This is a genomic window from Mesorhizobium sp. P3_A10, from assembly GCF_056403175.1.
Map to the genome: position 1 here is coordinate 727,090 of NZ_JBFUFZ010000001.1, position 14,256 is coordinate 741,345.

Below are 14,256 nucleotides of genomic sequence, written 5' to 3' on the forward strand. Positions count from 1 at the left end.
TCAATGGAGCCGACGGACGAGGCGACGCAGCACTTCACGGACGCTGGCGGGTGGATCAAGACGTCTCCAGAAAGCGCGATGCGGCGACGCGTCCAGCTCATTACGCTCGATTGCGCCCTCGTCATTGCTGAAGAAGGTAGCTTCCTCGGCGCCTCTCGACGCATGGGGATCCACCATTCTGCTCTGAGCCGGCGCGTCCGTGACCTTGAGCACTCGCTTGGAGCGGTTCTGTTCGAACGTCACACAGGCGGTGTTCGGCCAACCCTGGCTGGCGTCGAATTCCTGCGCAACCTTCGCCGCGTTCTGACTGACCTCGACGGCACACTCGCCATGGTCAAGACGGCCCGAGATGGACAAACCGACAGGGTGTCGATCGGCTTCGACGCGTCCTTGCACGCAACGGAGTTTCTGGATGCAGTTGCCGACTTCATTCGGAGCAGGCCGGATATTGCCCTGCGCTTCGTGGAAGAGAAACGTGCCGCGACCCGCTTACCCTGACTTAGAGACGCGTCGGGCTCGGCTGAACGCACGATCGGTCGTCATGAATCGTGCCAGCATCGGCGCGATCAGCTTTGCCGGATCGGCAACTTTCTGGTCCGTCTCGCGTCCGAGCACTTCGGCGTAGGCGACGAGATCGCGGTGAACGGTCGCGGGCAGTTCGACTGTGATCTTGACCGGCCGATCATCGGGAATGGCGGAAAGTTTCAGCTTGATCATGAGGGCTCCTTTGCTGTGCCATAGGGCGCCAGTACAAGGTCGCGATTGACGATGACACGAACCGGAAAACCGGGCCGGATGGTAAGTGTTGGCTGGACGTTCAGCTGGTCGCGCACAATCTGCTGACCGATATTGCTCGCCGAATCCTGCGCACCTTCGCGGATGGCCTTGGCGATGTCGCTCTCATCGCTGCTGGAACCAAGCGATGTCCCGATGCCGAGCAGGGTCGAGAGCGCCGCGGCGCGAAACAATTGCCCCCAGTGATGGTCGACCTCGTCCTCGAGCCCGGAAAAACCTTGAGCATCCGCGCCCTGTTGACGCTCCAGGACGATGGAGGTGCCGTCCGGCATGATGAGCCGGTTCCAGACGAGGAGCACGCGCGACTGTCCAAAGGCGACCTGGCTGTCGTACTGGCCAATCATTTTTGCGCCCTGGGGGATCAGCAGGTACGAACCTGACGGGGTGTCGTAGACGTTCTCGGTGACCTGAGCTGTGATCTCGCCGGGAAGATCGGAACGAATTCCCGTGATGAGCGCGGCAGGGATGATCGTGCCGGCCTGAACGATATAGGGCGAGGCCTTTTCGGCGAGACGATCGGAGCTGACGGTGCGTCGGTCTGGTTCGGCATTGACGAAGGCGAGTTTGCGGTCCTGCACGTTCTGAGCGGAACCTGGATCGATTGCCGGCGGTTCGGCCGGCCCCGTCAAGCCGGACATGGCGTCCGCAACGGTATGTCCTGCACCAGCACCCTGTCGCACCGGATTTGCCCGCGCATTGGAGTCGGCAAACAGTTTTGCGACGCGCGCTGCCTCGATCTCTGCCCGGCGGCGCTGCTCGTCAGGATCGGCGCGCGGCGCGCTGATGTCCGGCACCTCGGCTGGCTGTCCACGTTCCTGCGCGCGCAGGATCGGCCGTCCGAGATCGCCGGGAAGCGCGGGGCCAAGTTTCGGGACGCCGGAGTAATCCTTTGGCAGCGCCTGCAGCCCGTCAGGCGTGGCACGGTTTTCCGTAGTGAAGAGCTCCGAGGGCTGCTCGTTGCCGCGTCGTCTGGTATCAAGCGCCCAGATCAGTGTGCCAAGGATCGCAACGCTGACGACACCTCCAAGTCCGATCAGCACTTTGCGCGACAGCCGCGTTACCCCAGCGGGTTCAGGCCGCAGGTGCAGTTGCGCCCTGATGTCCGGGTTCGGGACATTTGCAGCGCCGCTCATCGGAACAGCCCCACACTGCGCTGGGGTCGGCCGTCGGTGCGAACGATACGGACACGCTTCTCGCTCGTCTTGTCGCCGAGCCGCAGTTCGGCGGCGGCGAACAGCCGGTCGACAACGTAGTAATTCTGGCGGGCGCGGTAGTTGACCAGTTCGGAGCCACCCGACGGGCCGATGACGAAGAGCGGCGGCATCTCCCCCTGGCCTATGCCCGGCGGGAATTCGATGTAGACCTTTGCGCCGTCGTCGAAAGCGCGAAGTGGCCTCCAGGGTGCTGCATCGCCTTCGACGCGATAGCGAAAATTGAGTTTCTGGATGTCGACGCCGGCGGCGACAGGCTGTGCTGCGGAAGCCTGGACGTTCTGGCGCCGGAGCGCGATCAGCTGGTCCTGCGGGTATTGCCAGGACACGGAGGCCATGTAGGTCTTTTCGGTCGATCGCAGCTCGAGATGATAGGTGCGGCGATCGCTGTTGATGACAAGGTTGGTCTGGAGCTCTGGCCTTGTCGGCTTGACGAGGATGTGGACCTGAAGCCGATCCCCTGCCCCGCTCTGCGTGTCGCCGATGATCCAGCGCACCGTGTCGCCGGCGGCGACCGGACCGGAGCCGACAAGCTGCTCGCCCGGCTGCAGGGCGATGTCGGTGACCTGGCCGGGCGCGGCGTAGATCTGGTAGAGCGCGCCTTCGCTCCAGGGATAGAGCTGGATCGCGTTGACAAAGCCATTGCGGACCGGCTGCATCCGCGCCGCCTCATTTGCCTGGCTGATCCGCTGTTTGGGATCGGCTGGTTCCGCCTTGGCCTTGCTGATCTCGACAGGCTTCAACTGGCCGGGGAGCGGCATGGGCTTCGGCAATTCCACCACCTTTACGGGACCAGGTGGGTCGACCTTCCGCACCGCAGGCACCGCATCGTCATATTGGATCTCGGGCGGAATGTATTTTCTCGAGGCGCAGCCGGCGAGCGCTGTCGCCGACAGCAGTGCCGCGGCAAGCAGCCGCGCTTTGATCACGTTGCGGGCGATCTGTCTCGTCGTTTTGGGTGTTCGTGCCGCACGCATCATGAAAGTTCCTTCGACCAGTTGATGGCGTTGACGTAGACGCCGAGCGGATTGGTCTTCAGCCGGTCGGCGTCGCGGGGTGGTTGGATGACAATTGTGAGGATGGCAGTCCAACGCTCAGTGTTGGCGAGACTGCCGTTCTCATAGCGGCGCTCGATCCAGGCAACGCGGAACGAGTCCTCCGAGGCGCGGATGACACTGGAGACATCGACCGCGATCTGGATCTTGCCGACCTTGGTAAAAGGATCGTTCAGGCGGGCGTAGTCGTTCAAAGAGACGGCGCCGCGATCGGTCGTGTAGTCGTAGGCGCGCAACCAGTTCTGACGGACAATGACGGGATCGTCCGCGATGCTTCTGACCTGCTCGACGAATCGGGCGAGATGCCATGCGATCTGCGGATCGGTTGGACGATAGTCGGCAGTGGCCGGGGAGATGGCCTGCGCCTCACCGAATTTGTCGACCTGTACCACCCAGGGAACCACGGTGCCGCGCGTCGACTGCCAGACCAAAGCGAAAGCAAAACCGCCGGCCAGGACGAGCGAGCCGAAGGCCATCAAGCGCCAGTTTTTCGCCTGCACACGAGCCGAGCCGATGCGCTCATCCCAGACTTGGGCTGCACGCTGATGGGGTGTCTCAGGTTGCGGGGTCTTTCCGTAACGAACGGAAGCTCGTCTGAAGAGGTTCATCGGCGATCATCCTGATTGAGGGAAACGTTCGTCGAGCCGCCGCCGTGGTCGCCGGAGCGGACGGAGTGGGCTGCCATGCTGGCGCCATGGCTCATGGTCTGGCCGCGCTTCATGCGAGCGGCCCAGGCCGGCGGCGATCCCGCACCGAATTCGGCGGCCGGCACACCAGCTGGGGAGGCAGTTCCCGGTGGCTGCACTCCACCGGTCGCGGTCCAGGCGGCAGAACGGCCGGCCTGCTGGCTGGAAGACAGGGCTGAGGCCGCACGCGACATTGCCTGCTTCACCGGTTGGATGGCGGAGCCGGCACCCGCTTTGGCGACACCCGCCACGCCGGCGGCGATTGAACCTGGGCTGCTCTGCCCGGATGTGGCGGCGGCAAGTCCCCAGGCTGTCGAGGTGCTGCCGGCTAGATGCGCTCCACCACGCGCCGCGGCCGCCGACATGCGCCCTCCGGCCCCGATAGCACTCGCGGTACCGCTCAAGGTGGCTCGAGCGCCCATGGCGCCGGCGGCACCAAGGCCCACGGCAGCGAGGCTCGTACCAACGGCAGCACCCGCGCCAAGTTGCGGGGCACCGGAAACCAGGCCCGTCGCAATGCCCGGACCAAAGATCGAGAGCCCCATCAGCGACAGAGCGCCCAGCACAAGCGACAGCGCATCCGTGATCGTCGGCTGCTCCCCGCCAAAACCTTGAGTGAACTCGCTGAAGAGGCCTGAGCCGATCCCAACGATGACGGCGAGTACCAGAATCTTCACGCCCGAGGCGACGATGTTGCCGAGCACTTTTTCGGCGAGGAAGGCGGTCCGGTTGAACAGCGCGAAAGGGATCAGAATGAAGCCAGCAAGGGTCGTCAGCTTGAACTCGATCAGCGTTACGAAGATCTGGACGGCGAGGATGAAGAAGGCGATCAGGACGATTGCCCAGGCGATCATCAGCACCGCGATCTGAACAAAATTTTCGAAGAAGGAGACGTAGCCCATCAGCTGGCTCGCGGCCTCGAGGATCGGATTGCCGGCATCGATGCCGACCTGCGCGACGCGGCCCGGCTGCAGCAGTGCGGAGCCCGAAAGTGCGGATCCTCCAGCCTTCAGGCCGAGCCCGGAAAAACTCTCGAAGACGATGCCGGCGAGATAATTGAAGTTGCCGATGATGAAAGCGAAGAAGCCGATATAGAGCGTCTTCTTCACCAGCCGGTGCAGCACGTCCTCGTCAGCACCCCAGGCCCAGAACAGGCCGGCGAGCGTGACGTCGATGACGATCAGGGTGGAGGTGAGGAACGCGACTTCCCCACCAAGCAAGCCGAACCCGGAATCGATGTAGCGGGTAAAGGTCTCCAGGAAGCGGTCGATAACGCCGGTGTCGTTCATGGCTTCTTGTTCTCGCCAATCGAACGGTCGATCCGGTCGAAGCGGTCGTCCGCTGGCCAAGCCGGCTTGTCGCTGTCGGCGGGCATGAAGAAGCGCTTGCGATTCTCTTCCCAGGCCGCCTTACACGCCGCTTCGTCGACCGCGCGCTCCCCGAGCTGGCGGCAACGCTTAAGCTCGCGGGCGAGCGGTCCGCCATCGGGATCGGCCGGGCGCAAGATCGGCGGTGACGTGTATCTGTCATCGTTGCGCGACACGATGGTCGCGGCGACCGCCAGCGCGAGCGCCGTCACCGCGACAAGTCGCGCCGTCATTCTCAGGTCCATGGGAAAAACCTCAGTCGTGGAACATGCGGACCGAGGACGGGCTGTAACCACTGCCGGTCATGAAGCGGTTGAACTGTTCCCGTGCCTGCTCCTGAGCCGCAGCTTTCCTCGCTTGCTCCAGGGCATCGGCTCTGCCCTGCGCAGCCAACATGGCTGTGAGATCGGCGACCTGTTTCGCCTGCACGGCGAGAAGCTGATTGCCGGCCTGCGTCGCCTGCAGCACGCCGACGGCCGATTGGCTGGCGTCGACCAAAGCACTCGTCTGTTGCTGTGTCCCTTCGATGTTGTCGACGGCGACGGCGCCGGCCTTCAAGGAATGCTCGAAGGCCGAGACAGATGTCTGCCAGCGTTCACGCGCGCCATCGACAAGCTGCTGGCTGGAAAGATCCGAGCCGAAATTCTCGTAGGTCGAAGTAAACTGGCTCTCGATGTCCTGGACGCTGTAGGCGAGTCTGTCGGCCTCGCCGAGCAGGTTCTTCATCTCGGAAAAATTGCTTTCGATCTGGCCAAGCAACGAGGTCGGCAGCGAGGTAAGATTCTTTGCCTGGTTGATCAGCATTTGCGCTTCGTTCTGAAGCGAGGTGACCTGGTTCTGGATCAGCTCGAGGGCTCGCGATGCTGAAAGCAGGTTCTCGGCGTAGTTCCTGGGGTCAAAAACGATGAACGCCGATGCCGGTACCACTGAAAGCGCAACAGCGGCGGCAAGTGCGCCGGCGGTGGCCATGCGGCGGATGCGGTGACGTGCAAGAACGGACTTCATGGAGAAACCTCCTTTGCGGAATGGTCGATGACATTGGTGAGATCGGGAATGAGGTCAGCGGCCCAGGAAAGACCGCGATCGGAAAGCCAGGCCTCGAGGAAATGGTCTCGGCCAGCCTCAATGATGATCCGATCGATCGCCGCTTGATCGGACTTGGACGATGCGGCGCACAGTGCGAGCGCGATCGGACCAAGGCCCAGTTCGAACAACCGGTTGCCGCGCCGTGACTGGCAGTAGTAGTCGCGCTTTGGCGTTGCCCGCGCGACGATTTCGATCTGGCGGTCGTTGAGGCCGAAACGTCTGTATATCTGAGTGATCTGTGGCTCGATCGCGCGCTCGTTCGGCAGGAACAGCCGCGTCGGACAGCTCTCGACGATGGCCGGTGCGATCCTGCTGCCGTCGATGTCTGAGAGCGACTGCGTGGCGAAGACGACGGAAGCATTCTTCTTGCGAAGGGTCTTCAGCCATTCGCGAAGCTGATCGGCGAAGCCACCATCGTCTAGCGCCAGCCAGCCCTCATCGATGATCAGCAGCGTCGGCCTGCCATCCATCCGTTGCTCGATACGATGGAAGAGATAGGCGAGCACCGCCGGTGCCGCACCCGTACCGATCAGCCCCTCGGTCTCGAAGGCCTGGACTGAAGCTTCACCAAGACGCTCGTGCTCGGCGTCGAGCAGACGGCCATATGGACCGCCAATACAATAGGGCCGCAGTGCCTGCTTCAACGGCGAGGACTGCAGCAGCGCCGTCAAGCCAGTCAGCGTCCGTTCCTCTACCGGCGCAGAGGCCAACGAGGTCAGCGCCGACCAGAGATGTTCTTTCACCTCCGGCGTGACGGGAACGCCTTCGCGCAGAAGAATGTCGACCAGCCAGTCGGCTGCCCAAGCGCGCTCTGGAGTTTGGTGGATGCCGCCAAGCGGCTGTAGCGAGACGGTGTCGACGTCGTCCGACAAATCGGCCGGGGTCAGCAGAGCAAGCGGATCGTCCGCTCCCTGCCCGCTCACCGCATTGCTACCGAGATTGTGCCAGTCGCCGTCCATGGCCAGCATGGCTGCACGGATTGAGCCGCCGAAGTCGAAGGCAAAGATCTGATTGTTTTCATAGCGCCGGAACTGCAGCGCCATCAGGGCCAGCAAGACCGACTTTCCCGCACCTGTCGGGCCAACAATTAGAGTGTGACCGACATCGCCGACATGCAGGCTGAACCGGAACGGGGTCGCGCCTTCGGTCCGGGCGAAGAATAGTGGCGGAGCAGCAAAATGCTCATCCTCAACCGGTCCAGCCCAAACTGCCGAGATTGGAATCATGTGAGCGAGATTCAGCGTCGACAGCGGCGGCTGGCGGACATTCGCATAGACGTGGCCGGGAATGCTGCCGAGCCAGGCCTCGATTGCGTTGATGCCTTCGGCGATACAGGTGAAGTCCTTGCCCTGAATGACTTTCTCGACCAGCCTAAGTTTCTCGCCGGCGATTGACGGATCGGCATCCCATACCGTTACCGTGGCGGTGACATAGGCTTGGCCAATCTGGTCGGAGCCAAGGTCCTGAAGGGCAGCGTCCGCATCGGCCGCCTTGTTGGCGGCGTCCGTGTCGATGAGGACGGATGCCTCATTGGTCATCACTTCCTTGAGGATCGAGGCGACGGACTTGCGCTTGGCGAACCACTGCCGGCGGATTTTCGTCAGCAGCTTGGTGGCGTCAGCCTTGTCGAGCATGATCGCACGCGTCGACCAGCGGTAGGGGAAGGCAAGCCGATTGAGATCGTCGAGTATCCCCGGAAAAGTCGCGGTGGGGAAACCGACGATGGTGAGCGTGCGCAGATGGACATCGCCGAGCCTCGGCTCTAGCCCGCCGGCGAGCGGTTGATCGATAAGAAGCGCATCGAGATGCATCGGCGTCTCGGGGACACGGACATGATGGCGCTTGGTGGAAACGCAGGAGTGGAGGTAGGTCAGCGTCTCGCCATCATCGAGCCAGACGGCCTCCGGGACAAAACCTTCGACGAGGTTCAGGACGCGGTCGGTGCGGTCCACGAAACTCTTCAGAAATTCCCACGGATCGACGCCGCCTTTTTCCCGGCCTTCGTAGAGCCAGCTCTCGATGCGCGAGGCTTCCTCGGCCGGCGGAAGCCAGACGAGCGTAAGAAAAAAACTGCTCTCGAACAGTTCCCCGTCTGACCTGCGGTCGGACCATTGGAAGGAGGATTCATGATTGGCGTCACCCTCGAACTGTTCACGGCGTTCGAGATCGATCAACGCCGAGGCGCTGTCCGGGAAGAGACCTTCGGGATAGTGCTGCGCGGCCAACCGGACGGCTTCGACGAAGATCACCCAGCCTGACCCGAGGCGGCGAAGCGAACTGTTCAGCCGCGCCGTGGTCCCGACCAGTTCCGCCGGCGTGGCGGAATCCAAATCGGGGCCGCGGAAACGGGCGGTTCGCTGGAACGAGCCATCCTTGTTGAGCACCACACCAGGCGCAACCAGTGCCGCCCAGGGTAGATAGTCAGCGAGGCTCGATGAGCGCTTTCGATATTCAGCGAGGTTCATCATCTCGAAAACCCTCTCAGCAACCGAAATGCGCGGGATAGCGTAGGTGCCTGCGAACCACGTCGACGAATTGCGCATCGCGCTTTGCGGCCCAGACGGCTGCGAAATGGCCAATCGCCCATATGACGAGACCTGCGATCCAGAGGCGAAGGCCGAACCCTACGGCGCTGGCGAGCGTGCCATTGGCAATGGCGACCGCGCGCGGCGCGCCGCCGAGCAGGATCGGTTCGGTGAGCGCGCGATGTACTGGCGAGAAAAAGTCGCGAACGTCTTGTTCCATCAGATCAGCGCCCCGCCGCCGAACGAGAAGAAGGACAGGAAGAAAGAACTGGCGGCGAAGGCGATCGACAGCCCGAACACGATCTGGATCAGGCGCCTAAATCCTCCGGACGTGTCGCCGAAGGCGAGCGACAGGCCGGTGACGATGATGATGATCACCGCCACGATCTTGGCGACCGGTCCCTCGACAGATTCAAGGATCTGCTGAAGCGGTTCTTCCCACGGCATGGAAGAGCCTGCGGCGTGTGCAGGCGCGATCATCATCGCGGCGACCCCAGCGGTCGCCGAGGCTTTCGGGAGCACCGCACCAAGCTTACGGATAGACGATGCAGTGAAGCGGATCGGATTCATTCTGGAGCTCCATGAGGGATTGGGGATTGCCGGTTGATTTGGTCTCGAGCTTGGCTTCGAGGGTGCGGTAATCGTCGGTGGTGGGATCGAGCCCGTCGACCCAGGCGATCTCAATGAGACGGCGGGCTGAACCGCGGCCAGCGAGGACCGCGATGAGGTCGACGGTTTCGGCAATGAGCGCGCGTGGAACCGTTATGACGGCCTCCTGAACGAGCTGCTCGAGACGGCGCAGTGCGCCAAGGGCGGAACTGGCGTGGATGGTGCCGATGCCGCCGGGGTGGCCCGTGCCCCACGCCTTCAGCAGATCAAGTGCTTCGGCGCCGCGCACTTCGCCGATCGGGATGCGGTCCGGGCGAAGCCGCAGGGACGACTTCACCAGATCGGAAAGCGAGGCGACGCCATCTTTTGTGCGCAACGCCACAAGATTGGGTGCAGTACACCGCAGCTCGCGCGTGTCCTCGATCAGCACCACGCGGTCTGCGGTCTTCGCTACTTCGGCCAGCAGCGCATTGACCAGGGTGGTCTTCCCGGTCGACGTACCACCGGCGACCAGCAAATTCTTCCGCTTTTCGACGGCGAGCCTCAGCACGTCGGCTTGGGGTCCCGTCATGATGCCGGTGACGACATAATCTTCGAGGGTGAACACGGCAACGGCGGGCTTGCGGATGGCGAAGGTGGGTGCCGCCACAACAGGCGGCAGCAGGCCCTCGAAGCGCTCGCCTGTTTCCGGCAGTTCGGCCGAAACACGAGGGCTGCCAGGATGCACCTCGGCGCCGACATGGTGCGCGACCAATCGCACGATGCGCTCGCCGTCGGCGGGGATCAGGACTCCATCGGTGGCGACAAGTCCTTCCTTCAGCCGGTCGACCCACAGACGCCCATCGGGGTTGAGCATCACCTCGACGATATCGGGATCTTCAAGGAACCCGGCAATGGCAGGTCCAAGGGCCGTGCGCAGCATGCGCGCCCCGCGTGAAACCGCCTCGTCAATAGACTGGTATCTGACTGCCACGATACTCCCCGTTTCCTGCGGCGAGTTGGTTCGTGCCGCGGTCGGGGACGATTAGAAGAGGCAGGAACATCGGCCATGCAACAAGCAAAACGAGTGATCGTGATGCGACGTGCAGAGACTTGCGAAATGCGGTGCGGCGGCCTCGTCGGCTTGCCACCGTTGCCTATCTCGCCGGGGAATCATCCGCGTCGGCTGGCGACGCAGGCGGCACGTCCTCAGCAATTTCCTGCCTGAGTTTTGGCCCTTTGCTCAACCTGCGGCCGAGCGCGTCGACAAAACCATCGTAGCGTTGCAATCCCTTCGCACGGGCTTCGGCTTGCGCGGATTCCGGCAGTGCAGGTGTCGAGTTCAGCCAGAAGCGTACGAACAGCGCCAATGTTTCGATGGCAATGCCGACATCGCGCTCGACGCGTTGGACGCGCCGGTCGATCTGGTCGAGGCGGCGGGTGATTGCCGCCTCCTTCCGTTCCTCGGCGTCCGGAGACAAGAATGACGCGATCGCAGCCTCGGCGATTAATGACAGCGAGACATCGCGCCGAGCAGAGTAGTCGGCCAACGCGTTCATCACGTCAGGATCGAGATAGGCGGAAAGCCGTTTTTTCTTGGCGTTCTTCAAGGGCTCAAAGCTCAATGCCGTCGTTCGGATCGAGGGCGGCCTGCCGTGCGGCGCGCCGCATGACCTGATCGACCGCGCGCCGACGGACGGCCTCATCGTCAGTTTCGTCCCTATCGAGGTCGAACTCGTCGTCGCGCTGCGCCGTCCGCGCAGGCGCGATGTCCTCGTATTCGGGGAGTTCAGGCTGGCGGCGAATACCGCCATTGGCCGAATCCTCATCCTGCAAATCTGCTGAGGGTTTCGATTGCAGAGGACTGCCTTCCAACGCCGCAGGAACTGTTGCGCCAGTCCAGTCGTCGGCCCGGGATGTTCCCTTGGCCATTTCGGGCTCCGGCGGCGACAGCACCCGCTCGGCCAGGCGCGGATCGGCGAAATAGCGAACTTTCTTCGCCCGGATCGGAAACAGGCCCGACACCATGACGACTGCATCGGTCGGCGGGAGTTGCATGATCTCACCAGGCGTCAATAGCGCACGCGCCGTCTCCTGCCGCGACACCATCAGATGCCCAAGCCAAGGCGATAACCTGTGTCCGGCATAGTTCTTCATGGCTCGCATCTCGGTCGCCGTCCCAAGCGAATCCGAAACGCGCTTGGCAGTCCGCTCGTCATTGGTGGCGAAGCTGACCCGCACATGGCAATTGTCGAGGATGGAGTTATTGGGCCCGTAGGCCTTTTCGATCTGGTTGAGCGATTGGGCAATTAGGAAAGACTTGATGCCGTAGCCAGCCATGAAGGCCAGCGCGCTTTCGAAGAAATCAAGCCGCCCGAGCGCGGGGAACTCGTCGAGCATCATCAGAAGGCGTTGTCGCTGGTCCTTTGCGTGCAGATCCTCAGTCAGCCTCCGGCCGATCTGATTGAGCACGAGGCGAATGAGTGGCTTGGTGCGGCTGATGTCCGATGGCGGGACGACCAGATAGAGGGTCGTCGGGCGCGCGCCTTCGACAAGATCGGCAATCCGCCAGTCGCAGCGAGACGTCACCCTGGCCACCACAGGGTCACGGTAGAGGCCCAGAAAACTCATGGCCGTCGAGAGCACACCGGAGCGCTCGTTCTCCGACTTGTTGAGCAGTTCGCGTGCGGCCGACGCCACGACCGGATGCGGGCCGCCCTCACCCAGATGGCGCGTCAGCATCATGGTGCGCAATGTCGTTTCGATTGGCCGTTGCGGATCGGATAGGAAGTTGGCAACGCCGGCCAGCGTCTTGTCGTTCTCGGCATAGAGAACATGCAGGATGGCGCCGACCAGCAGCGCGTGGCTGGTTTTCTCCCAATGGTTCCTGCGCTCCAATGAGCCCTCGGGATCGACCAACACGTCGGCGACGTTCTGGACGTCGCGGACTTCCCATTCGCCGCGCCGCACCTCGAGCAGTGGATTGTAGGCGGCCGAGGCGCCGTTGGTCGGATCGAACAGGAGGACGCGACCAAAGCGCGACCGCCAGCCGGCCGTCAGTTCCCAGTTCTCTCCCTTGATGTCATGAACGATCGCCGAACCCGGCCAGGTCAGCAGCGACGGTACCACGAGGCCGACGCCCTTGCCGCTGCGTGTCGGCGCGAAGCACAGAATGTGCTCCGGACCGTCGTGGCGCAGATAATTCTCATCGAGCTTGCCCAGCACGACACCATCGGGGCCAATCATGCCTTCGGCCAAGACTTCCTCCTGCGTCGCCCAGCGCGCCGACCCATAGGTGGCCGCGTTCTTCGCCTCGCGCGCACGCCACACCGACATGCCGATGGCGACCGCGATTGCAACAAAGCTTCCGCTCGCCGCGATCAGTGCCCCTTCGAGAAAGACCGCCGGCGCATAGGCGTCGTAGAAAAACCACCACCAGAAGAATGCAGGAGGGGGATAGACGGACTGGCCAGCGAAATCGAACCAGGGCGAACCGAGTTGTGGCTGGAAGCCCAGTCGCCATGCCGTCCACTGTGTCGCGCACCAGGTGGTGCCGATCACGATCAGGAGCACGGTGAGAATCTGGCCCCACAATATCTTGGTCGCCGGCACTTCTCTCTCCTCGGGGATGAACAAGCGTGAGCAGATAGAAAGTGTCGAGGTTTCGGACACGCAAGAACAAAGGGCCGGCCACGGCAATATGGCGTGGGCCGACGTGGAAAGACTTGCTGGTTACGGTGCGAGGCTCACGCGTTCAGAGATGCGTTTGCTCTAAAAAGGCAACATCCACGGCTGTCGCATTTGGTATAGAAATGCGCCGACGCGAAGGGCAAAGACCAAGACGTGGCCGAATCCGCCGTCCTGGATGACGTTGACGGGCAGCAGACAGCAGTTCAACCTTGGCTCACATTGGTCCCTTCGGGGCGACTTGATAATTGGAATTCCATCAAACCCCTATGCAAAACAAGAAAACTCTGGCGAAAAACGAGAACGCTAGAAACGACCGCGGCCAGGCCGTCAACGCGGACCTGATCGCCGTTGTGATCGCCGTGACAAATGGCGAGCCACGCGTGCTGACCGTCGGACAGGGCGCCGGTGCTTTGCCGTCGGGTCCCTTCGAACTCGACCATCGTTCCCTACAGTCGGGTCTGCGAGCTTGGGTAGAGCGGCAGACCGATCACCCACTGGGCTATGTCGAGCAGCTCTATACCTTTGCCGATCGCGACCGGATCGATGACGAGCACGTGCGGCGCGTGATCTCGATCAGCTATCTTGGACTGACGCGGGAGGAGCAGACGGAAAAGTCGGCGGCGCATGGCTGGCGAGGCTGGTACGACTATTTTCCGTGGGAAGATCATCGCGCGGGCGTGCCGCCGATAGTGCCTGGCATTCTGATGCCCCGACTGCGGGCCTGGGCCGATGAGGCCGACGCCCCGGCCACGCGTCACGATCGATGGCAGCGCGCGGCAATCGCTTTCGGCTTCGATGCGCGCGACTGGAACGAGGAACTCGTCCTGCAGCGATACGAACTGCTCTATGAAGCCGCGCTGGTGGCGGAAGCTGTACGCGGCAGCAACATGGGCAGCCTGCCGTCGACACCTGGCCGGCCGATGATTGCCGACCATCGCCGTATTCTGGCGACGGGAATCGCCAGGTTGCGGACCAAGATCAAATATCGGCCCGTCGTCTTCGAGTTGATGCCGCCAACATTTACATTCCTGCAGCTGCAGCGCACCGTTGAAGCGCTCGCAGGCCGGCTCGTTCATAAGCCAAACTTTCGCCGTCTCATCGAAGAGCAGGATCTGGTGGAAGAGACAGGCGAGACAATGTCCGACACCGGGGGGCGTCCAGCCAAGCGCTTTCGCTTTCGGCAGACGGTTCTGGCGGAGCGAACTGTCGCAGGGACCAAATTGCCGCTCTCACGCGTTTGACATTTGTTATTC

The 14,256-nt window shown here is 62.6% G+C and carries 15 protein-coding genes; 2 read left to right on the forward strand and 13 right to left on the reverse strand.

Annotation, left to right across the window (positions count from 1 at the left end):
• Nucleotides 1–3 precede the first annotated feature (3 nt).
• The gene (locus AC1DXU_RS03445; protein WP_477364379.1) at nucleotides 4–498 is read left to right on the forward strand and encodes a LysR family transcriptional regulator; all 495 of its coding nucleotides are present in this window, start codon (nucleotides 4–6) and stop codon (nucleotides 496–498) included.
• Here AC1DXU_RS03445 and AC1DXU_RS03450 read toward each other — a convergent pair.
• The 13 genes from AC1DXU_RS03450 to AC1DXU_RS03510 all read right to left on the reverse strand — a co-directional run bounded on the left by AC1DXU_RS03450 (nucleotide 490) and on the right by AC1DXU_RS03510 (nucleotide 12,925).
• Nucleotides 490–717: a DUF2274 domain-containing protein gene (locus AC1DXU_RS03450; protein WP_477364382.1), complete on the reverse strand. Its 228-nt coding sequence runs from the start codon at nucleotides 715–717 to the stop codon at nucleotides 490–492. The genes AC1DXU_RS03445 and AC1DXU_RS03450 overlap by 9 nt on opposite strands.
• A complete protein-coding gene (locus tag AC1DXU_RS03455; protein ID WP_477364385.1) occupies nucleotides 714–1,928 on the reverse strand; it encodes a TraB/TrbI/VirB10 family type IV secretion system protein in 1,215 nt (404 codons plus the stop codon). Before AC1DXU_RS03455 ends, AC1DXU_RS03450 begins: the two co-directional genes overlap by 4 nt.
• Nucleotides 1,925–2,986 (reverse strand): P-type conjugative transfer protein TrbG, encoded by a 1,062-nt coding sequence (trbG, locus tag AC1DXU_RS03460; protein WP_477364388.1) that lies wholly within the window; start codon nucleotides 2,984–2,986, stop codon nucleotides 1,925–1,927. Before trbG ends, AC1DXU_RS03455 begins: the two co-directional genes overlap by 4 nt.
• A complete protein-coding gene (trbF, locus tag AC1DXU_RS03465; protein WP_477364391.1) occupies nucleotides 2,983–3,669 on the reverse strand; it encodes a conjugal transfer protein TrbF in 687 nt (228 codons plus the stop codon). Before trbF ends, trbG begins: the two co-directional genes overlap by 4 nt.
• Entirely contained in the window at nucleotides 3,666–5,036 is a 1,371-nt protein-coding gene (trbL, locus tag AC1DXU_RS03470) for a P-type conjugative transfer protein TrbL (protein WP_477364394.1), read from the reverse strand. Before trbL ends, trbF begins: the two co-directional genes overlap by 4 nt.
• Entirely contained in the window at nucleotides 5,033–5,347 is a 315-nt protein-coding gene (gene trbK-alt / locus AC1DXU_RS03475) for a putative entry exclusion protein TrbK-alt (protein WP_477364397.1), read from the reverse strand. Before trbK-alt ends, trbL begins: the two co-directional genes overlap by 4 nt.
• A gap of 22 nt (nucleotides 5,348–5,369) precedes the next feature.
• On the reverse strand, nucleotides 5,370–6,083 hold the full coding sequence (gene trbJ, locus AC1DXU_RS03480; RefSeq protein WP_477365985.1) for a P-type conjugative transfer protein TrbJ: 714 nt from the start codon (nucleotides 6,081–6,083) through the stop codon (nucleotides 5,370–5,372).
• A gap of 32 nt (nucleotides 6,084–6,115) precedes the next feature.
• Nucleotides 6,116–8,668 (reverse strand): conjugal transfer protein TrbE, encoded by a 2,553-nt coding sequence (gene trbE / locus AC1DXU_RS03485; RefSeq protein ID WP_477364400.1) that lies wholly within the window; start codon nucleotides 8,666–8,668, stop codon nucleotides 6,116–6,118.
• Nucleotides 8,669–8,681: 13 nt separating this feature from the next.
• The gene (locus tag AC1DXU_RS03490; RefSeq protein ID WP_477364403.1) at nucleotides 8,682–8,945 is read right to left on the reverse strand and encodes a VirB3 family type IV secretion system protein; all 264 of its coding nucleotides are present in this window, start codon (nucleotides 8,943–8,945) and stop codon (nucleotides 8,682–8,684) included.
• Nucleotides 8,945–9,208 carry a TrbC/VirB2 family type IV secretion system protein gene (locus tag AC1DXU_RS03495; RefSeq protein ID WP_245461199.1) on the reverse strand — a complete coding sequence of 88 codons (264 nt, stop codon included), beginning with the start codon at nucleotides 9,206–9,208 and terminating at the stop codon, nucleotides 8,945–8,947. Before AC1DXU_RS03495 ends, AC1DXU_RS03490 begins: the two co-directional genes overlap by 1 nt.
• Before the next feature lie 49 nt (nucleotides 9,209–9,257).
• On the reverse strand, nucleotides 9,258–10,256 hold the full coding sequence (trbB, locus tag AC1DXU_RS03500) for a P-type conjugative transfer ATPase TrbB (protein ID WP_477365988.1): 999 nt from the start codon (nucleotides 10,254–10,256) through the stop codon (nucleotides 9,258–9,260).
• A 214-nt stretch (nucleotides 10,257–10,470) separates the two neighbouring features.
• Nucleotides 10,471–10,872, reverse strand: a complete 402-nt coding sequence (locus AC1DXU_RS03505) for a CopG family transcriptional regulator (RefSeq protein ID WP_477365991.1) — start codon at nucleotides 10,870–10,872, stop codon at nucleotides 10,471–10,473.
• Between the two features lie 55 nt (nucleotides 10,873–10,927).
• Nucleotides 10,928–12,925: a conjugal transfer protein TraG gene (locus AC1DXU_RS03510; RefSeq protein WP_477364405.1), complete on the reverse strand. Its 1,998-nt coding sequence runs from the start codon at nucleotides 12,923–12,925 to the stop codon at nucleotides 10,928–10,930.
• Between the two features lie 344 nt (nucleotides 12,926–13,269).
• Between AC1DXU_RS03510 and AC1DXU_RS03515 the strand changes: the two genes are divergently transcribed.
• On the forward strand, nucleotides 13,270–14,244 hold the full coding sequence (locus AC1DXU_RS03515; RefSeq protein WP_477365994.1) for an NUDIX hydrolase: 975 nt from the start codon (nucleotides 13,270–13,272) through the stop codon (nucleotides 14,242–14,244).
• Nucleotides 14,245–14,256 lie beyond the last annotated feature (12 nt).